The sequence below is a fragment of the Reichenbachiella sp. 5M10 genome, from assembly GCF_002742335.1.
Classification (GTDB): Bacteria; Bacteroidota; Bacteroidia; order Cytophagales; family Cyclobacteriaceae; genus Reichenbachiella.
Map to the genome: position 1 here is coordinate 588,376 of NZ_MDGR01000007.1, position 20,601 is coordinate 608,976.

The 20,601-nt window shown below is 44.9% G+C and carries 16 protein-coding genes; 8 read left to right on the forward strand and 8 right to left on the reverse strand.

Annotated elements, in window-relative coordinates; genetic code table 11:
• Window positions 1-113 precede the first annotated feature (113 nt).
• Window positions 114-767, reverse strand: coding sequence for a response regulator transcription factor (locus BFP72_RS02360; RefSeq protein ID WP_099597577.1), 654 nt, complete (start codon window positions 765-767; stop codon window positions 114-116).
• Window positions 760-2,784, reverse strand: coding sequence for a sensor histidine kinase (locus BFP72_RS02365; RefSeq protein ID WP_158233249.1), 2,025 nt, complete (start codon window positions 2,782-2,784; stop codon window positions 760-762). Before BFP72_RS02365 ends, BFP72_RS02360 begins: the two co-directional genes overlap by 8 nt.
• 277 nt (window positions 2,785-3,061) lie before the next feature.
• On the opposite strand from BFP72_RS02365, the gene BFP72_RS02370 reads away from it, so the two are divergent.
• From BFP72_RS02370 to BFP72_RS02395, 6 genes are all read left to right on the forward strand, one after another.
• A complete protein-coding gene (locus BFP72_RS02370) occupies window positions 3,062-4,414 on the forward strand; it encodes a PorP/SprF family type IX secretion system membrane protein (protein ID WP_099597579.1) in 1,353 nt (450 codons plus the stop codon).
• 36 nt (window positions 4,415-4,450) lie between these two features.
• On the forward strand, window positions 4,451-7,960 hold the full coding sequence (locus BFP72_RS02375; protein ID WP_099597580.1) for an HYR domain-containing protein: 3,510 nt from the start codon (window positions 4,451-4,453) through the stop codon (window positions 7,958-7,960).
• 277 nt (window positions 7,961-8,237) lie between these two features.
• A protein-coding gene (prfB, locus tag BFP72_RS02380; RefSeq protein WP_099597581.1) for a peptide chain release factor 2 occupies window positions 8,238-9,336 on the forward strand; the annotation gives its coding sequence in 2 pieces (ribosomal slippage) (window positions 8,238-8,297 and window positions 8,299-9,336; 1,098 coding nt in all).
• Window positions 9,337-9,348: 12 nt separating this feature from the next.
• On the forward strand, window positions 9,349-10,251 hold the full coding sequence (locus tag BFP72_RS02385) for a Ppx/GppA phosphatase family protein (protein WP_099597582.1): 903 nt from the start codon (window positions 9,349-9,351) through the stop codon (window positions 10,249-10,251).
• Window positions 10,252-10,253: 2 nt separating this feature from the next.
• A complete protein-coding gene (locus BFP72_RS02390) occupies window positions 10,254-11,585 on the forward strand; it encodes a YihY/virulence factor BrkB family protein (protein WP_099597583.1) in 1,332 nt (443 codons plus the stop codon).
• Window positions 11,586-11,689: 104 nt separating this feature from the next.
• Window positions 11,690-12,220: an inorganic diphosphatase gene (locus BFP72_RS02395; RefSeq protein WP_221406459.1), complete on the forward strand. Its 531-nt coding sequence runs from the start codon at window positions 11,690-11,692 to the stop codon at window positions 12,218-12,220.
• Window positions 12,221-12,222: 2 nt separating this feature from the next.
• On the opposite strand, the gene BFP72_RS02400 is transcribed toward BFP72_RS02395, so the two are convergent.
• The 4 genes from BFP72_RS02400 to BFP72_RS02415 all read right to left on the reverse strand — a co-directional run bounded on the left by BFP72_RS02400 (window position 12,223) and on the right by BFP72_RS02415 (window position 17,164).
• The gene (locus BFP72_RS02400; RefSeq protein WP_158233250.1) at window positions 12,223-12,732 is read right to left on the reverse strand and encodes a PaaI family thioesterase; all 510 of its coding nucleotides are present in this window, start codon (window positions 12,730-12,732) and stop codon (window positions 12,223-12,225) included.
• Between the two features lie 139 nt (window positions 12,733-12,871).
• Window positions 12,872-13,504, reverse strand: a complete 633-nt coding sequence (locus tag BFP72_RS02405) for a DUF502 domain-containing protein (RefSeq protein WP_099597586.1) — start codon at window positions 13,502-13,504, stop codon at window positions 12,872-12,874.
• A gap of 371 nt (window positions 13,505-13,875) precedes the next feature.
• Entirely contained in the window at window positions 13,876-14,766 is an 891-nt protein-coding gene (gene hemF, locus BFP72_RS02410) for an oxygen-dependent coproporphyrinogen oxidase (RefSeq protein WP_099597587.1), read from the reverse strand.
• 10 nt (window positions 14,767-14,776) lie between these two features.
• On the reverse strand, window positions 14,777-17,164 hold the full coding sequence (locus BFP72_RS02415) for a BamA/TamA family outer membrane protein (RefSeq protein ID WP_143519903.1): 2,388 nt from the start codon (window positions 17,162-17,164) through the stop codon (window positions 14,777-14,779).
• A 203-nt stretch (window positions 17,165-17,367) separates the two neighbouring features.
• Here BFP72_RS02415 and BFP72_RS02420 point away from each other — a divergent pair, with 203 nt between their 5' ends.
• Window positions 17,368-18,114, forward strand: a complete 747-nt coding sequence (locus BFP72_RS02420; RefSeq protein ID WP_099597589.1) for an RNA methyltransferase — start codon at window positions 17,368-17,370, stop codon at window positions 18,112-18,114.
• Window positions 18,115-18,121: 7 nt separating this feature from the next.
• Window positions 18,122-18,595 (forward strand): nuclear transport factor 2 family protein, encoded by a 474-nt coding sequence (locus BFP72_RS02425; RefSeq protein ID WP_099597590.1) that lies wholly within the window; start codon window positions 18,122-18,124, stop codon window positions 18,593-18,595.
• On the opposite strand, the gene BFP72_RS02430 is transcribed toward BFP72_RS02425, so the two are convergent.
• Together BFP72_RS02430 and BFP72_RS02435 are read right to left on the reverse strand one after the other, a co-directional pair.
• On the reverse strand, window positions 18,576-19,682 hold the full coding sequence (locus BFP72_RS02430; protein ID WP_099597591.1) for an AI-2E family transporter: 1,107 nt from the start codon (window positions 19,680-19,682) through the stop codon (window positions 18,576-18,578). The genes BFP72_RS02425 and BFP72_RS02430 overlap by 20 nt on opposite strands.
• 6 nt (window positions 19,683-19,688) lie before the next feature.
• Entirely contained in the window at window positions 19,689-20,600 is a 912-nt protein-coding gene (locus tag BFP72_RS02435) for a DUF58 domain-containing protein (protein ID WP_255397144.1), read from the reverse strand.
• Window position 20,601: the final 1 nt, after the last annotated feature.

Genomic DNA, 20,601 nt, shown 5'->3' on the forward strand with positions numbered 1-20,601 from the left:
TTCTGTAGGCTGTCTATATTTAGTTGGTGGGAGTTGAGCGTGTTATGGCCTGATAGCTATGCCATCAAATGATGGATGATCCAACGCATTAAAACAAGCAGTGGATGTTTTTTTTATAGAGCCATTATTAGAGACCTCTGCTCTACCGCCCACAACGAAAGACTATTTGATTGACCTGCTAGGTTTAGCTTGCTGATAATGTTGCTTCTGTGCTTTTCTACCGTTCGTTCAGAGATATGAAGTCTTTCGGCTATCATTTGAGAGCTACATTGACTGGCTACAAGTTTGAGGATTTTTTTTTCTGATGATGAAAGCAAATCCAAATTGACGGTCTTTTTGCTATCGGTGGTAGTGGTAGTTGAGAGAATCGACGGGCTGTAATAAGAATTGCCCTGCATGACCTCATCTATACATTTGAATATTTCTGTACTGGTATCTTCTTTTAGGATATAGCCCGCTATGTTGAGACTTTTCGCTTGTGCGATCAAGTCGGGCTCTTTGTGATAGGATAGGAGAATGAATTTAGTGTCTAGCTGTTTTTTTCTGCACTCATCAGCAATGGACAACCCACTCAAATAGGGCATTTCAATATCCAATAGAGCAATGTCAGGTTGGCTATCTAAGATCAATTTTAAAGCTGTGGCACCATCGCTTGCAGCTCCCAACAATTCTACATTACCTTTTTGATGCAGTAGTTCTTTCAACCCCTGCAACAACAGCGGGTGATCATCTGCGATTACGATGCGTACTACTTTAGAATCAAGCATTTTCTGTTCGTTTTGAAATATGGAGTGTGACACTAGTTCCTTTTCCCTTGATGGATTCTATCATCAATTTGCCACCGAGAAGTTGTGTTCGTTCTTTGAGCGTTTTCATTCCTAAGCTAGTCACCACTCTGGAGTCTTCAGTCAAGTCAAAACCCACGCCATAATCTTTCACTTGGATCGATATACGTCTCGGTTCGTTCTTTACGACTATTGACGCAGACTCTGTCATCGAATGCTTCAGTACGTTATTCAAACACTCCTGAATGATCCTGTAAATTTGTAATTCCTTTGCTTCGTCAAATAAACCATCTATGGTGTCAATCTCTTCGGAAAAGAAAATGTCGGAGTATTCATCTGCGTCACTTACCAATTTTTGGATGGCAGCTGTAAGACCCAAGTTTTCTAATACAGCTGGATGCAGTGCCTTGGAGATTGATCTCACTTCCTCTAGTGCTTTGGATACCATATTGGTGGTGTTTTCATCTTGATTCAAGGCTACCTTATTTTTGATCAAAATAAGACTTTGGCCGACTGAATCGTGCAGGTCTTGGGAGATCCGTTTTCTTTCATCCTCGTGTGCTACGATCAATTGCCGCGAATAGAGGGCTTCCATTTTTTTGGCTTGAATGGCAAACCTTGATGAGCGATAGAAATAAATTCCCGCAAAGAATAAGAGCAAACCAATCCCGATAGCCCAGCTCAGTCGGGTTTTGAATAAATTGGCTGTTGCGAGAACCTTAATTTCATTTTCTTGATCAGATATCTGTCTCTCCCTGTGCTCTTTCTCATACAATGTCTCCATATAGACCAGTGCATTGGATTTGCTGGCGCTGAGTATGGAGTCTTTGATATGAATGGAAGACTGTAGGTGTGTATGAGCATTTTCGAAATCCCCTTTTGCCAAATAGCATTTATAGGTCAAATTCTCCATTTCCATGACCTCTTCGTACTTGTTTTGTGTTCGGCACTGATCGATCAATTGTTTGGACAATACAATCGTTTCATCGTATCTGTTTTGACAGTAAAGGGAATAGACCTGTGCCCATAAATAAAGCTCATCCAGCCATTTGGATCCCTTAAACTTGTCTCGTTCGGCTTGCATGCGCTGAAAATAGTGGTTCGCAGAATCACAGCGGTTGATTTTGGTATATGCAACCGTGAGTTTGCTGTAAGCTGAATACCTTAGGTCTGGCTTTGGACCACCAAGTGAGATTGCTTTTTTCAATAAACGAATCCCTAGACTGTCATTATTCAATTTGCGGGCTTCAGTGGCGTAGTTTATATAGTTCACCAGAATCACTCCTATTTCGGTATTCGCATTGCTCAACTGAATGAGTTTTTTTCGCTGCTCGATCGCTTTTTCAGCAAACCCGTTCATCCCGTAGAGGATAGCCGTCTCATTGATCGTTTTGATCAGGCTAGCAGTATCATAGTTGTGGGCAAATATCGCACGGGCATTTTCTAACAATTCACCTGATTTTATAAAATCGCCCTTTTGCATGTGTCTGGCTGCCGAATATAGGTAGGCCTCTCCAAATTCCCTCTGAGTTGAATCATTGAGTGTTTCATAAACATGAGCGGCATTGTTGTACTCACGTAATGAACTGTCATATTCGTTTATATATGAATAGGCATGCCCCCGCTGTATGAATAGCGATCCTTTGGAGGATGGAGACAACCGGTCATCCCAGCTAAGTGCTCTACTGAGGATAGCAAAAGCAGAATCAGGGATGAATACTTCTGAATAATAAGTCTTAGCTAAACGGATGGCGTACTTGGTAGCAAAATCGTACTGTTGTTCTGCTTTAGTGTTCTGGATAGCTCGAGAAAGACACTGTTGGTATAAATCCAGCTTTTCGGGGTATATCCATACGTCCAAGGTGTCATACAAGGGAAGTTTAGCCTCCCAAGTAGGTTGACTATCAATGACCTGAAAAAGTGAATCGTAGTTGTGATTGCCATAGGACGAACCACCTGCTGAGAATATAAAAACTGCTAAAAGGAATAATCGCTGCATCACTAGTGAGATGTAATTCATTCGAGTCGCCAAGATCAGGATAAAATCATAAAATAAGCTGATTAAATGCAAAATATAGGTTCGGGAGGACAAAAAAATGCTACAGTTTCCTAGCTGCCTTTTCATGTGAAATGAAACGGATATGTGGGGGTCTCATCTGACTCCATCCAAATGTGCTTGACTTTTACGTACTGCCACGTATGTTTTTACGGGATGCCTCGTATTGCCTCGTGTAGCTGCTGTTTTCATCTTTGTAGTTGTAAATCAGCGTCAGCACATGAGAAGAAATCACCTCCTAACCACCCTTGTAGTTATTCTTGCTACGCATGGTCCGTTTGCATTGGCACAGCAGATCACGCCCTATAGCCTCTACAACCAAAATACCTTTCTGATCAATCCCGCCGTGGCAGGAATGAGCAATTGCTGGTATGGTTTTGTAAATCGTAGAGTGCAAGCGACTGGAGTGGATTCGTCCCCTTCGATGCAGCAGTTGAGCCTCTATGGGAGTCTAACTCCTACACATGGTTTGGGTACAGCTATACGTTATTCGGATTTAGGGTTGATCACTCAATTTTCAGGAAACATTAGCTATGCCTATCATTTGAAGGTCTCAGAGGAAGGTGCGCTCCATGCTGGAGTTTCTCTGGGGATCGATCAGCAGCGATTCGACATGAATGAAGTGATCGCTAGTGATTACACGGACGAATTGTTAGTTGGACAAAACCAACCCCAATCACGGGTGTCCAATGGTTTGGGGCTGATGTTTACTTCTCGAAGGTTGACGCTAGGGGCGGCCATGCCTCAGACATTTTCGAGAAAATCAGAGTTGAACTTTGCACAGAGCGAACTGTTCAATGCTTACGCTGCTTATGATCTCGCTAGTGGGCCTAACTGGATGCTCGAAGGATTTCTTCTCTATCGAAACTACGATGAACAAACCGATCAACTAGATATTGGTAGCCGCGTCTTGCTCAAAGATATCTTAGGCCTTGGAGCGATCTACAAAACGGGCTATGGCTTGGCGGTAATGGCTGACGTGCAAATCAATGATAGATTCATTTTTGCTTATAACTATGAAATCCCTACCAAAACCCGATCTCTCGGAGGCTCGCATGGGATCATGCTGGGGATTAAGCTATGTCGCAGAAACAAACCTGAAGAGAGACAAACCTATGTCACACACACTCAACCAGCACTTGTCACATGGCCTACTCTAGTTGAGCCGGTTGAAACCTCGGCGCAGCTCGTGACCCAACCCGCAAATGTTGAAGCATTACCTGATTCTCTCAATGCTGTTTTTACTCAAAAGGACTTAATTATCAGATTTGCAAATGCATCTGAAGATTCGGTGATTTCGGGAAATCAATACAAGGTCATCTCTAGAGTAGCTGAAATACTAGAAGCGCATCAGGAACTTAATGTTACGATCATCGGACATGCGAGCGCGTCTGGTACAGAAGAATTTAATCAGCAAATATCTGAAGCAAGGGCAACAGCGGTGGCCAACGAACTTGTTCAGATTGGTGTGGCTCGGGACCGCATTTCTACGATTGGGAGAGGTGAAATAGACCCTATCTCCGAACAGGATGAAGAGAACCGATGCGTACAGGTTGTTTTTCATGTCAACTGATTCAGTAAATCATCCCCTTATTTTTCCGATACATAGATGAAAAAGATACTACTTATTGCTCTTACCTTGTTGACATTCACCCTATCCAAAGCGCAAGAATGTGATACGCTATCCTATGAGTGGGAAACTCCCACTCCAACCACAACTGTTTTTAATTATGGATCTGGTAGGCTTACAGGTGTACCAGATCCATCGAACTCTACAAACCCAACAGACGCAAAAACAATCTTTGAAGGATTTACTAGTCCTAGTCCTGGTACGACCTCAGTAGGAGCTGTTTTATTAGGTCTTGGGTTTCTTTCGGACGCCAATGATAATCTTAGGATTGATGTGATGGTTTATGATGACAATGGGTCAGGCAGACCAGGTACTCAGGTCGGGGGTGTAACAGGTCTTTCACCTACCTCGTTAGGGGTAGTGCATAATTTTAGAGAGTTTTGGATTGAGCTGCCTTCTTTGCCAGTTCCGACTACCAGTAGATTTTATATTGGCGTAGTGATGCACCCTGGGGATGCCAGCGATCAACTGGTTGTCCAAGCTAGTGCTAAAGGACAGGGCAACGGAGATGGGTCCAATAGTATTACAACAACTGGATTTGGAAATGAAAAATTACTTAGCGTTTACAGTAGCGATATAGATCTGAAAATAATAGCAAAACTGGGGGTAGTTAGAGATCCTTCTTTTAGTTACGGTAGCAGCAGCTATTGTTCTAATCTACCTGATCCCACGCCTACTATATCAGGGGACGCAGGAGGTACATTCACCAGTTCTCCTTCGGGTCTTTCTATCAATAGTTCTACGGGTAAAATAGATTTGTCGGCTAGTAATGGGGGTACCTATACTGTGAGGTACACGACGGGAGGAACATGTTCTCAGTTCAAAACCCAATCTGTAGTCATTGTAGATGATCAACCTACGATTACCTGTCCAGCCAATCAGACGATAGATTTTAACGCTTCTTGTCAATATACTTTGCCTGATTATAGGAGTTTGGCGATCGCCAATGACAACTGTAGCACGCCTACCCTTACACAATCTCCTGCTCCAGGGTCTGTTTTGTTCGCTACTCAAGTCGTTACACTTACTGCCAATGATGGGGATGGAAATACAAAAACTTGCACGTTTAGTGTGACTCCAGCCGACAACACGAAACCTACGGTCACGTGCCCTGCAGATCAGAATGTGAGTTTCGATGCGAGTTGTGAGTATACACTGCTCGATTACACGACTATGGCAACCGCCGCTGACAATTGCGGAACTGCTACGATCACACAATCCCCAGCCGTTGGTACAGTGATTACCGCGAGTCAAGCCATCACGTTGACAGCCACAGATGGCGCAGGCAATACAGAGACTTGTACTTTCAACGTGATTCCATCGGATGACACGAAACCTACGATCACGTGCCCTGCAGATCAGAATGTGAGTTTCGATGCGAGTTGTGAGTATACACTGCTCGATTACACGACTATGGCAACCGCCGCTGACAACTGCGGAACAGCTACAGTCACACAATCCCCAGCCGTTGGAACAGTGATTACTGCGAGCCAAGTCATCACACTGACCGTCACAGATGGCGCAGGCAATACAGAGACTTGTACCTTCAATGTAATTCCAGCAGATGACACGAAACCTACGATCACGTGCCCCGCAGATCAGAATGTGAGTTTCGACACGAGTTGTGAGTACACGCTGTTGGATTACACGACTTTGGCAACTGCCACTGACAATTGCGGAACTGCTACGATCACACAATCCCCAGCCGTTGGAACAGTGATTACTGCGAGCCAAGTCATCACACTGACCGCCACAGATGGCGCAGGCAATACAGAGACTTGTACTTTCAACGTGATTCCATCGGATGATACGAAACCTACGATCACATGTCCTTCGGATCAGAATGTGAGTTTCGATGCGAGTTGTGAGTATACGCTGTTGGATTACACGACTATGGCAACTGCCGCTGACAACTGCGGAACTGCTACGATCGCACAATCCCCAGCCGTTGGTACAGTGATTACTGCGAGCCAAGTCATCACACTGACCGCCACAGATGGCGCAGGCAATACAGAGACTTGTACTTTCAACGTGATTCCATCGGATGATACGAAACCTACGATCACGTGCCCTGCAGATCAGAATGTGAGTTTCGACACGAGCTGTGAGTATACACTGCTCGATTACACGACTTTGGCAACTGCCGCTGACAATTGCGGAACTGCTACGATCACACAAATCCCAGCCGTTGGGACAGTGATCGCTGCGAGCCAAGTCATCACACTGACCGCCACAGATGGAAATGGTAACACGGAGACTTGTACCTTCAATGTAATTCCAGCAGATGACACGAAACCTACGATCACGTGCCCCGCAGATCAGAATGTGAGTTTCGATACGAGCTGTGAGTATACGCTGTTGGATTACACGACTATGGCAACTGCCACTGACAACTGCGGAACAGCCACAGTCACACAATCCCCAGCCGTTGGTACAGTGATTACCGCGAGTCAAGTGGTCACACTGACCACCACAGATGGCGCAGGTAACACGGAGACTTGTACCTTCAACGTGACCCCAGCCGATAACACCAAACCTACGATCACATGTCCTTCGGATCAGAATGTGAGTTTCGACACGAGCTGTGAATACACGCTATTGGATTATACGGTTTTGGCAACTGCCGCTGACAATTGCGGAACAGCCACAGTCACACAATCCCCAGCCGTTGGGACGGTGATCACTGCGAGCCAAGTCATCACACTGACCGCCACAGATGGCGCAGGTAACACCGAGACTTGTACCTTCAATGTGATTCCATCGGATGACACGAAACCTACGATCACTTGCCCTGCAGATGTGGAAAGTTGTGAGGAGGTGATAACCTTCGATGAGCCTACTGCTACTGATAATTGTCAAGTGTTATCAGTCACTCAAACGGCTGGTATAGCGAGCGGGGAGGCTTTCCCTGTAGGGGTGACGACCAATGAGTATCTCGTCACCGATGCAAGTGGAAACACTTCTACCTGTACTTTCACTGTCACGAGACATCCGGTTGTCGAGGTGGATGCAGGAGCTGATGTTACGATTAATGCTGGTTTTTTTCATCGCCTAGCCCCTAAAGCGACGGAAGCGACCCTATTTGAATGGTCACCTTCCGCAGGTTTGGATAATCCTTTTGATTTGATCACTGTCGCTCAACCTACGCGAACGACTACTTACACGCTATTGGCGACCAGTGACACAGGGTGCTCGGCTAGCGATGAGATCACCATCACGGTGAATGAAAAAATAGAAGTGAACAATTTCATAAGTCCCAACGCCGATGGGAAGAATGATTTTTGGGAGATCAAAGGCAATTGGCTTTTAGACGATTGTACGATAAAAATTTACAACAGTAGAGGAACTGTACTGTATGAATCGTCTGGGTATAACAACGACTGGGATGGAACTGATCATGGTGAGTCTTTGCCACAGGGTCTTTACTATTACACAATCTCGTGCCCAGATAAAAACATGCAAAAAGGGAAAATAACATTGATGAAATAATAGGTGATGAATCGAAGTAAACCTTAAGTGCTTGGTCTTCTGTATTGATTAGGTACTGAGGTCTACTTCTTGTTTGTCACGACAAAGAGGTGTGATCGGATTTTGTTACCATCTGATTTTGAGGAAAGCCATTGAACAGGATAGAAAAGTTTAAGAAGGGATCGTGGCTGAGCTTATCTTTTTATGTCCAAACTAATCCATATTCAATTCCAGTTAAGCTGTGCTATGTCGGGCGTGCTGTATAAATTTGGGGTCTCATTTTATTAAAACAAACAGAATGACTGGAGATCAATTGAAGGAACTAACGGCCCGAGTGACAGCACTTCGGGGCTATCTTTGACTATGATGTCAAAGTAAAAGAAGTAGAAGAGGAAGAAACGATTACCATGCAGGCGGATTTTTGGAATGACCCCAAAGAGGCCGAAGGAATCCTCAAACAAATCAAAGCCAAAAAAGTCTGGACAGACGGATTTGAAAACGTCAATACACTGAAAGAAGATGTAGAGACCCTTCACGAGTTTTACGAAGCGGGTGAGGTAGAGATGTCTGAAGTGGACGCAGAATACAAAAAAGCAATCACAGCGCTAGAAGAACTCGAGTTTAAGCGCATGCTAAGTGGAGAAGAGGACCAACTCGGAGCTGTGATGGAAATCAACCCAGGAGCAGGAGGAACCGAGAGTCAGGATTGGGCAGAGATCATTCACAGGATGTATATCATGTGGGGTGAAAAAAACGGCTTCAAAGTCCGACAACTCAACTACCAAGCGGGTGAAACGGCAGGTCTCAAATCAGCAACCATCGAGTTTGATGGACAGTTTGGCTATGGCTACTTGAAATCTGAAATCGGAGTTCACCGCCTGGTGAGAATCTCACCTTTTGATTCGGGGGGGAGGCGACATACTTCATTTGTATCGGTCTATGTATACCCGATAGTGGACGACTCCATTGAGATAGAAATCAATCCAGGTGATATCGAATTTCATACTTCGAGATCTGGTGGTGCTGGAGGTCAGAATGTCAACAAAGTTGAGACCAAAGTACAATTGACACACAAACCCTCAGGTATAGTGATTGTTTGTCAGATCGAACGCTCTCAGCTGGCCAACAAGGAGCACGCCATGCGTATGCTCAAATCGCAGCTCTATCAAAAAGAGGTGGAGAAGCGCAATGCCAAACGGGACGAGATCGAAAGTACCAAGATGAAGATCGATTTTGGAAGTCAGATCCGAAACTACGTCTTACACCCCTACAAACTCATCAAAGATGCGAGGACAGGAGTGGAAAGAACTGACGTGCAAAATGTGCTAGATGGAGATTTAAATGACTATATTAAGGCTTTCTTGATGGAGCAAACCTCTAGTACAGAGGCGGAATGATAAATCAAATCTATGAAATTTGCGGCAATTGATATTGGGTCCAATGGCGTTCGCTTTCAGGTGACCAACGTGATTCGCTACGGCGATGAGACGACTTTCAAACGACTTCACTTCATGCGCTTTCCGTTGCGTCTCGGTACCGAGGTGTTCAAGGGTGAGCATCGTCTCAGTGATGAGACGATGGAGCGTTTTGTCAAACTGATGACAGCTTTCAAGTTGATCGTAGATTTGTACAAGGTCGACGAGTGTTTTGCATGTGCGACTTCAGCCATGCGTGAGGCAGCCAATGGTTCAGAGCTCATCGGACGAGTCAAAGAAGCCTGTGGGCTGGAGATCAACATCATCTCTGGAGATCTGGAAGCGGATATGATCAACAAAGTGATCGCTTTTCATTTGACCGAAAAGAACCACGTGCATATCGATGTGGGAGGAGGTAGTACTGAGTTGATATTGTATAAAAACAAGATCAAGCTGGCGTCTAAATCATTTCAGTTGGGGTCAGTTAGGTTTCTCAACAACGCCAACAATAAAGGCATGTGGGACGAGATGAACGAATGGGTGAGAGACCATCTACCTGACCATGAAGAGATCGTAGCGATCGGTACTGGTGGTAACATCAAGAAACTGTCTGAGCTCATCAATGGTGTCAAAGGAGGGGTAGTGCAATTGGCAGATCTAGAGAAAATGAAGAAGAAGCTCACCTCGATGGACTATGAGGAGCGGATGAATAAGCTGAAATTGAATGCGGATCGTGCAGACGTTATCATTCCAGCCTCTAGGATTTATATCAATGCCATGAAGCAGGCAGGAGCCAAGGAAATCATCGTGCCTAATGTTGGTCTCAAAGACGGAATCATGACGTACCTCTATGAAAAAAATATCTCCAAGATGGGGGTTTTTAAATACAACAATTAGCCATGTACCTCAAAGACCGACTAAATGCAAGCTTAAAATTTATCCATTCGGACATATGGAAACGGACCGAAGTGACAAGCCGTGCGAAAGAGTTTTGGTATCGGATCGTGCGTATCGTGATGATAGTCGCCTATGAAATAAAGAAGGACAATGTCGTGCTCAAAGCGTCTGCAACGACCTACTTGTCGATCTTGTCGATCGTTCCTTTGGTGGCCATTGTGTTTGGGATATCCAAGGGATTTGGCTTGGAGGGGATGATCGAGGAAGAGCTGGATCGCTTGTTTTTGGGTCAGGTGATCGTCAAAGAAGCGATCTTTGGCTTTGCTCAAAAAATGCTTGAAAATACCAAGGGAGGACTGATCGTTGGAGTGTCGGTTGTGGTGCTTTTCTTTACAGTCATGCGCTTGCTCAACAATATCGAGGAGGTATTCAATGACATCTGGGGCAAGCAGCGTTCGCGCAATTTGATTCGGAAATTCACCGATTATTCGGCGCTGTTGATTTTTGCTCCGATCTTGATCATTTTGTCCAGTGGAGTGACCTTTTTTATCGAAAACAAAATCAGAACTTTCGGTAGAAATAGCAATTATGAGGATTTGTTGACTCCTGTGGCTTCCTTTTTTGTGCAGTTGTCGCCCTTTGTACTGATATGGATGCTTTTTACGTTGATCTATATCATCATGCCCAATGTGCGTGTCTCGATCCGTAGTGGAGTGATCGCTGGAGTGATCGCTGGGACATTGTTTCAGTTGTTACAATGGGCATTCATCAATTTTTCTTTCTTGATGGGCAATTATGGAGCTGTATATGGAGGATTGGCTGTGTTGCCTTTGTTTTTTGTTTTTTGCCAATTGAGTTGGTCGATTGTGTTTGTCGGAGGAGAATTGTCCTATGCGGTGCAAGTTGAATCAGAGTTTATTCCCGAAGAAAAGGACATACAGTTTAGCTACGCGGAGCGACGAAAAATTGCTTTGGCGGTGGTTCATGCAATTGTCAAAGCCTTTGAGCAAGGTCAAGCGCCCTATACGAAAATGACTTTGAGCAAAACACTCGGGATACCGCACCGATTCGTGTCCAATGCCGTGAATAAATTGGTAAGCTGTGGCGTACTGACCAAGAGCCTGTGTGAGGAGGAGTTGCACCACGTCTATCTACCGTCTATTGATATCAACAAGCTCGATGTGTACTATGTGTCCAGTAAGCTCGAAGATACCGGGGTAGGAGGACTCTACGATGAGAGCAACGCTGAAGTAGGGGCAGTGCACGCCAATTTGCAGCAGATCACAGCCGAACTCAAGAGCTCGACGCACAATAAGCTGCTGAAAGATTTGTGATTTGGCAGGAAAGAAGAAATACGAGCAGTCATTTCTAGGCGTATCGTTATTCCTTTTCGATCTAAGTAGTAACTTTACGCCGCAATCAATATAAACAAGAATTTATGATGAACCCCTGGCATGACGTCCGTATCGGACAAGGAGCACCAGAAGTGGTAACCGGTATCGTAGAAATACCAACGAATACTAGAGCAAAATACGAGCTGGACAAAGAAAGCGGTCTATTGAGATTGGACCGAGTGTTGTACTCATCGATTAACTACCCCGCCAATTATGGTTTTATCCCACGTACTTACTGTGATGATGGGGATCCTTTGGATATTTTGATCATGTCTCAGATCGAGGTAGTACCAATGTGTATCGTACAAGCCAATGTGATCGGTGTGATGAGAATGCTCGACGAAGGAGAAGCGGATGACAAAATCATCGCGGTGGCTTCCAACGACATGAGTGTCAATCACTACAAAGACATCTCGGAGTTGCCTCCTCACTTTGTCAAAGAACTCAGAAGCTTTTTTGAAGACTACAAAAAATTGGAAAATAAATCTGTACATGTAGAAGACTTCCAAAACAAGGATGTAGCGATGCAGATTGTCAATCAAAGCATTGAAGATTATCAGGCGAAGTTTGGCTGAACCTAATCTTTTCGTTTGAAACTCCACGTAAAATGGAATACTGATACCAGTGTTCCATTTTTTGTTTTACCCTCTACCCGAGCCGTGACTTGTGTCGAATCATTGCTCTGGAGTGCTTGTGCGACAGTAGAGAGGATTTTTTGCCCATCCGTGCATGTGAAGTAGATTCTTTCTTTGGCTTGTTTGAGATATTCGGCTTGGTTGCCGACGATGATGGTGAGCACTTTGGGCTTCAATCCCTGAGTGGCTGTCAGAGCAAGTACACCCGTCGATAGCTCGGCAGCCATGGATTGTACCGCGAAATACATCGAGCCAAAGGGGTTTTGGTTGAGCCAGCGATGGTTTACAGTAGTGACCGCTCGATTTTCACTGATCTCGGTGACTTTCATGCCGCTGAGCCATCCCATGGGTAGTTTAGCGAGCAGAAACAAACGCAGTTTCCATGGATTGGTAAACTGTCTGCTAAACGCTTGCTGGCGATCAGTAAATGTGTGTTGAGGGTTGTTGTTCATGGTATCTAATATACACAAATCACAGAATACCACCATGATTCCATACAGGTGGGGCTTTATCCCGCTACCTAGAGCTCTCCACTCCTGACTTGACAAAAGAGACTTGGAGTATACTCAATACAAGAGATGGGTATTTAGTCTAGTCATCGTCCTTGTCAAATATGCCCACATGGATTTTCCCTTGAAGGATTTTTTGAGAGTCTTGTCCAAGCTTTTTGGATATCTTCATTGCATTGGCTTCTGAAATGTCAATTTTTCTAAGCCGTTCGTTTTTGATCAAGATTACCTCTCCAGATAAGGGACTGGGTGCTCCTGGTAGAAATACTGTACTGATGTTCTCGTCTATACGATCCATCAAAAAGCCAATCTGCCAAGCTTCTTCCATATCGACAAGGACTACTTCGTTGAGCTTGTCTGATTCAAGTCCAGCGAGGGTTTCAGTCATGCCTTTGATCAGCGAGTAGCCAGGGATTATGGATTGTAGTTTTTGTTCGAGCCAGTTTTTCCGTTTGTTGATGCGTTGAGATTTGGCGAGTAGCCCTGCTACGAAACAAAGAAATAGAAGTAGAAGGAAGGCCAGTATGCGGTTGAGTGTGATACCACCGATGTGCTCGATAGGGATCTGATTAGAAATCGGAGAGACAAGAGTACGAAAGATGACCAGTGCCTTTCCAAATAAAAAGATCAATACACCAAATGGAACGATCAATAGAAAACCTCCAATTAACGTAGTTTTTATAAACCCTAAGAGGTCATTGATGAGTTTTTTCATTTTGTATGAAGGGTTGCTTTTCTTCTTCTGTAGAATCTACAAAGAGCCAAGGTTCTTGAAGATGTTTTTTGTGAAGATAATGTTTCGGGCTCTAAATAACCAAAGGTCAACGAGGAGCACTTGTCGAAAGGTGGGCATCTATCTGTTTTTAGTAGCTTATATCTCGTGGACCCTTGTGTCTTTATAGGTTACAATCCGACTACAGGTTGGGGTATTCTTGAAAATTCACTTCTTGAGAAAGGACATGGACTCAGAATAAAGTAATACGAAGGCACGGCACTCTGGATTAAAGGGTACCGTGGTTTTGTGCCAACTTATTTATCCTGCTGATATTTCAGGATGGGTGTCATTCGTGGATTCATAGACCCTGGTTATATCCAGTTGACTCCTTTTTGTAGGAGCCGAAGAGTTTTTTCTTCTTCAGAGCCTGGTTGTACTTCGTAGTTGTATTCCCAGTTGGCTTGAGGAGGCATGCTCATCAGAATGGATTCGGTACGCCCATCTGTGTCCAGTCCAAACTTGGTTCCCTTGTCTAGAACGAGATTGAACTCAACGTACCGTCCTCTGCGCAGGTATTGCCACAATTTTTCATTTTCACCGAAAGGCAGGTCTTTGTTTTTGTCCAAGAGATGACAATAGGTCGGAGCGAATAGACTACCGACATCTTGTACGAACGCCCAACGATCAGCTAGGCTGATCTCAGGGGTCTCTGTCAGACGGTCAAAGAAGATGCCGCCAATCCCACGTGTTTCTTTGCGGTGTTTGATGTAGAAATAGTCGTCTGCCCATTGCTTGAACTGAGGGTAGTAGGAGGGGTCGTGTTGATCACAGGTGGTTTTGAGTTGCTGATGAAAGTAGTGTGCGTCTTCGTCTACGACGTAGTGTGGAGTGAGGTCAATCCCCCCGCCGAACCAACTGACTCCATTGCTCATCTCAAAGTAGCGCACGTTCATATGTATGATTGGGACTCTGGGGGATCGAGGGTGCATGACGATAGATACGCCAGTGGCATAGAAGTCCGCTTGGTCGAGTTGTAGTGCATCAAGGATTTTTTGTGGCGTGGGGCCTTCTACTGCCGAGAAGTTGACTCCTCCTTTTTCGATGATGTTGCCGTTTCGTAGGATGCGGGTTCGTCCGCCACCACCCTGAGGTCTTTGCCAGAGGTCTTGTTCGAAGGCTCCTTTTTGATCTGTAGATTCGATTTGAGTACAGATGTCATCTTGTAGTTTTTTGAACCAAGTCTCTATGGTCTGTCTATTCATTGTGTTGTGTTTAAAAAGGATACCCAATCCCGAGGTTCCATACTAGGCGTTTGTAATTGGAGTAATCCGGCAATTCAAAAGGTTTTCGGTTGTAGGTGTCTACGGTGCTGACGCGACCAGGTTCGGAGAGTTTCCAAGCTGCGTCGAGGCGCAAAATTAGGAAGGAGAAATCCACGCGTAGACCATAGCCACCACCTAGGGCGATCTCATGGAGGAAGCTTTTGAACTCGAACTGCGAACCTGGTCGCGTAGGGTCTTCTCGGATTGTCCAGACGTTGCCTGCATCGAGAAACAACGCGCCGTGTATCGGCCCAAATAGTTTGTGTCGAAACTCCACACTGGCCTCTAAGAGTACTTCGCCAGGTTGTTCGATGTTGTTGTTGTAGGTACCGGTACTGTCCACGGGCAGGTACGAGCCGGGACCGAGTCGTCGTGGCTCCCATGCGCGGATACTGTTGCTGCCTCCAGCAAAGTAGAATTTTTCGTATGGGAGGGTGTTGTTGTCTCCATAAGGTACGGCTACTCCTGCATTGATACGGTATGCCATGGTGATTTTGGAGTTGACAGGCGTCGTACGACGAAAGTCAAGATTGACTTTGGTGAACTTGAAAAATGCAATGTCGTTGTCTTGGCCAAAGGACCCCAAAGATTGGATTAGGTTGCCGCCAGTTTCGACGCGGTAGCGAAAGTAAGCAGATGCAGTTTTGCTGTTTCCGTATTCGTTGATATTGTATGTCGCCGAAAACCATGAGCTACTGACGAAGGAAGGATCAAACGAACGGATGAGGTTGTTGCCTTTGGCTTCTTGCTCGATCAAGAACTCTTCATAATCAGGTTGTAAGTCGGAGTTGATCAGGTTGATTTCTGCGACGTTGAGCACATAACTCCTTCGTTTTTCGAAATTCTGCCAAGAGTAAGCCCAATTGGCGGTGAGGTTATTTCGTTGGTATTCAGGCCTAGAGTTGAAATTAAGTCCAACGGCGAGTTTTGTTTTGGGGTTGTAGTGTCCGAGTTTGGATTTGAGTTTGTTGCCTAGAGGCATGACAAATTGTGGGAAGGTTAGCGAGAGGTTGGCACCATAGTCCAAACTAGAATAAGGACTGCCTGTTTCGGTGGCTCCTGTAAGCCCCTCGAACCCTACTCGACCACTGAGTTCGGCGATCTCTAGCCCTTTGAAAATGTTCCTATTTTTGATAGATGCGTTGACGAATGGACCAGGAAGTCCTTCACTCACGTTGAGCCCAGCTTCTGTGGAGGTCTGGTATTTTTTGAGAGGACTAGTGAATACGTTGGCAATGAATTGCCCGCCTACTGTGTCGTAGTTGATGTTGATGAATTTGAAGATATCCAAATTGGATAGTTGTTTTTGAGTCTCGATGGTGTTGAGGCGACTGTAGGTACTGTCTGGGTAGAGGAAGAGCCTCCAATCGAGGATTTTTTCGTTGTAGCGTTTTTTGTAAAAGGTGTAGCTCACTCCTTTGTGACTTTTGGAGAGGCGCCCAGTAGACAACCCAGTGATGTCAGCGTCTGTGGTGAATATGACCGAATCGATTTTGAATACTTTATGCTTATCGCTTTGGGGGGGATTGTCGATGGTCAGCCCTACGATGACACGTTTGTCACCGAGCGAAGAGGTGTCGATTTTGTAATGAACGTAGCGTCGGTTGAAGTTGTAATACCCGTTGTTGAGCATGAGTTCGTTGATGCGGTCACGTTCTTTGGTGAAAATACTTTGGTCGTAGTTATTGCCTTTGTGTATCAAGGATTCTTCGAGTGATTCTTGTAGGACCTGAGAGACGGCACTGTCCGGTACAAGAAAAAATAGCGAGTCAATGATGTAGGGCTCGTTGCGTTGGATCGTGTAGGTGGAAGTGACGAGTTTGAAGGTTTCTTCAGTTGAGTAGGTTACTTCAGCATTGAAGTAGCCCTTGGAGTGCATGTAGCGCTTGATCTTTTCGGTCGTTTCGATTTCTTTTCGATCATCGTAGATGGCGAGCTTTTCCCCCAGCCTCATGGCTTGGTTTCCTTCCTTGATGTTTCGGTTTTGTTTGTCGAGTTTGTTGGCCAGCTTTTCGCGAAACTTCTTCTCCTTTTTCTCTTTCTGTTTGTTTATAGCCTGGTTGATTTTTTTATTGTATTTCTCCCTGTACTTGGATTTTCTGTCGGCGTATTTGGTCGAATCATAGGCTTTTTTTCCTAATTGGTACAAGTCCACATAGGGTGACCAAGGCAGGAATAAGATTTTGTCGTTGGGTTCGTTGACGTAGAGTGATTCGATCTCCTCTTTGTTGAGTTTTCGGGCACCTTCCAGATTTTGTTTGACGAGGAGTTTGTCGTCTCCTTTGAGGTATCGCCTACCCATGCACCCAGAGAGGAGTATCGATGTGATCAAAACCAAGACGACACAGTGAAGGCCGCGTGTTGCGATATGATATGGGTAGGAAGAGATGTCAGTAGTTGATAATGATCGGTAGAACCATCTGGATTTAATTCGTCATGTATGCTATCACCAATAATCTATGTAAGTTTGAATATAATCTATCAGAAGGTACAGACCATATCTGAAGCGCGAAAATAACATTCTTTTAAGACACTATTTGAATGATCTCAATCAAGGAATCAAAATTCATTAAATCATTACAATTAAAAAAATTTAGAAAACTGGAAAACAGGTTCATTGTCGAAGGGGCAAAGAATGTGTTGGAATTGATGTCTTCTGATTTTGTAGTGGATACTCTGTATGTGACGGAGGCATTTCGATCGAGTCATTTTGAGATATGGGATGGACGTGAAGACCTGGTGGTTCGGTTGGTGACAGAGAAGGAGTTGAGCAAAGTGGGGGTGTTTACCAACAACAATGCGGCACTCGCGGTAGCTCGCATCAAAGAAGATGCGAGTATGGATTTCTCCAAATCTCTACTTGCTTTTGATCGAGTCAAAGACCCTGGCAATCTCGGGACAATCATACGGATTGCAGATTGGTACGGATTTGATACGATCGTATGTTCGCTGGACTCTGTGGATTGCTACAACCCTAAGGTCGTCTCAGCGACGATGGGGTCTTTTGTTCGCGTACGAGTCGTCTATGCTGAGATCGCTGAGGTGGTCAGACGAGCGACCTGTACCTATGGGGCTACATTGCAGGGGGAAGATATCCATGCGATTGATTTCAAAGACCCTGCCTTGATTTTGTTTGGCAATGAGTCTACAGGGATTGCCCCGGAGTTGATCGAGCAGTTGGATCAGCAAGTGAAGATCCCCGCGTATGGTCAAGCGGAATCCCTCAACGTGGCAGTGTCTACGGCGGTGTTTTGTGATAATTTTAGAAGAGTACTGAAGAAAAGCTAAGACAACAATGAAAGAAGCACATATTGAATTGATCGAACGGTTTTACACCGCTTTTGCCAATAAGGATGTTGAAGCCATGTTGGCTTGCTACCACAGCGAGGTGCTGTTTCAAGACCCTGTGTTTGGGCACCTAGATCATGCGCATGTAAGTGGGATGTGGCGCATGCTGCTCCAGTCGGGTGTAGACCTCAAAATCAACCATGATCGAGTCCATGCGGATGAAGAAAAGGGGGGAGCGCATTGGGATGCAGTCTATCGATTTTCTAAGACGGGTCGTCTTGTGCACAACAAGATCGAGGCGACCTTTGGTTTTCGAGACGGGTTGATCGTCTCACATGTTGATCGCTTTGACTTGTACAAGTGGACACAAATGGCTTTTGGACCCTTAGGGTTTTCGATCGGTTGGACTCCATACTTCAAAAAGAAGCTAAGAGCCCAAGTCCGAAAATCCTTGGTTGACTTTATGAATCTTTCGAAGTAGTTCCCTCTGGGTCGATAGAGTCTTCGGGTTGATCAATGATACCTATCTCCCCGTTTTTGGAAAGCATAATGGCGATGGCACGTGTGTCTTCAAACTGACTAAAAACAATAATGAGCGTCGAAGTGATCGGGATGGATAGCAACATACCTGTGACTCCCCAAATGAATCCCCAAAGAGTCAGTCCCAGCAAGACAACCATCGGGCTTATGTTGAGCCGTTCGCCCATGATGCGGGGTTCGACGAGGTTGCCGACGAGTAGTTGTACGATCCCTACACAGGCGAGTACTGTGAAAAACATATTGAGTGTACCGAACTGCACCAAGGCAAATAGCCCTGGGAAAGCAGTCGCTACAATGGAGCCAATGGTAGGTATGAAGTTGAACAGGAAGATCAAAAAGGCCCAGAGAGCTGCCAGCTCAACTCCAAGAATGAGAAGAATAAAATAGCTCAAAATCCCAGTCAAGAAGCTAGTGAAGGTTTTGACTGACAAGTACCTGTCAAAGAGTAGTGTGATGGCTGTTCCGATTTTATGAATGGTAGCACCGCGAGAAGTCATGTTGAGCGTCTTCTTGATTTTCAAGTTGAATAGACTTTCTTCGAGAAGCAAAAAAATTACATAGATGACGATCATCAGAGATTTGCCAATCGCTCCTGCAAAGGAACCCGCGTACCCGATGATTTCATTTTTGTATTGATCAAACAGATGAACAAAACTCGTACTGATGTCTTCTTTAGTTCCTATCAGGCCCTCTAGTGCAACGAGTGCATCTTTGATGTGGTCTCTATACAGATGGATGTCGACAATCAGCTTTTGTAAGTTCGAAGCGATAATCTGAATGATCAAATACAGAATCAAAAATACAGTGATCGTACTGGTGGCAGTGATGAGCCATTTGGGCAATTTGATTTTGCCGATTTTGATTTTGGCAATGGTGTCCCGTAGTTTTTTAATCAGATACCAGATGAGTATGGCTATAGCAAATCCCTTGAGGAAGGTATCGAAGTAGATCAATGTCGCCAATAAAAAGACGAAGACAATGATCCAGTTGGCTGTGTTGGCCAAGGAGGCGTTTCTTTCGGTGATCATGGTGGGTTATCTCATTTTAGATCTTTTGACTAGGTAGGAGGACAATACGGTATCAAATCCTTGATGTATGTCGCAATCAATCAAGTCAATTTTTAGCTGAGAACATTTTAGTTTTAAGGTAGAGAGATGATCGCTCATCTGCTGATGGTAACTTTCTTTGACTTGGCTGGGACTCAGTTTGACTATCTGTCCACTTTCCAAATCTTCGAATTTGTAAGGTCGGTCTTCGAACTCGAAGTTGAGCTCGGTTTTGCCGTCATGGACATGAAACAGCAAGACTTCGTGCTTGTTGTGCTTGAGGTGCTGTAGTGCAGAAAAAGTTTCTGCACTTTGCTCTGGATCATCGAGCATATCCGAAAACAGAATCACCAATGACCGGCGAGGGATCTTGTCGGCGATCTCATGAAGGACTTGCGCAGTAGCTGTATGTTGTTTCGTAGGGCTTTTGTCAAATTGCCTCTGTAGCTCTTGGAGCAAATGATGGACATGTGATGCAGTTGACCGTACTTGAGACTGATAGGTGATGTGATCCGAAAAGGTAAACAGTCCTACTGCATCCCGTTGTTTGTGGAGCAGGTAGGATAGTGAGGCGCTTGCGAGGAGCGCAAAGCGGATTTTGCCAAAGCTGTCTCGAGGGTAGTACATAGACGAAGAAGTGTCCAGTATCAAATGACACCTTAGGTTGGTTTCTTCTTCAAATTTTTTGGTGTACAACCGGTCGGTTTTTGCATATACTTTCCAGTCAATATTTTTGGTGCTTTCACCGTAGTTGTACAGACTGTGCTCAGCAAACTCAACCGAAAATCCATGGTAGGGGGATTTGTGCAATCCTGTGACGAATCCCTCGACCATCTGCTTGGCCAGCAGTTCGATATTGATCGATTCTTTCAGCGAGTGGATGTCAATGTTTAGTTCCAAT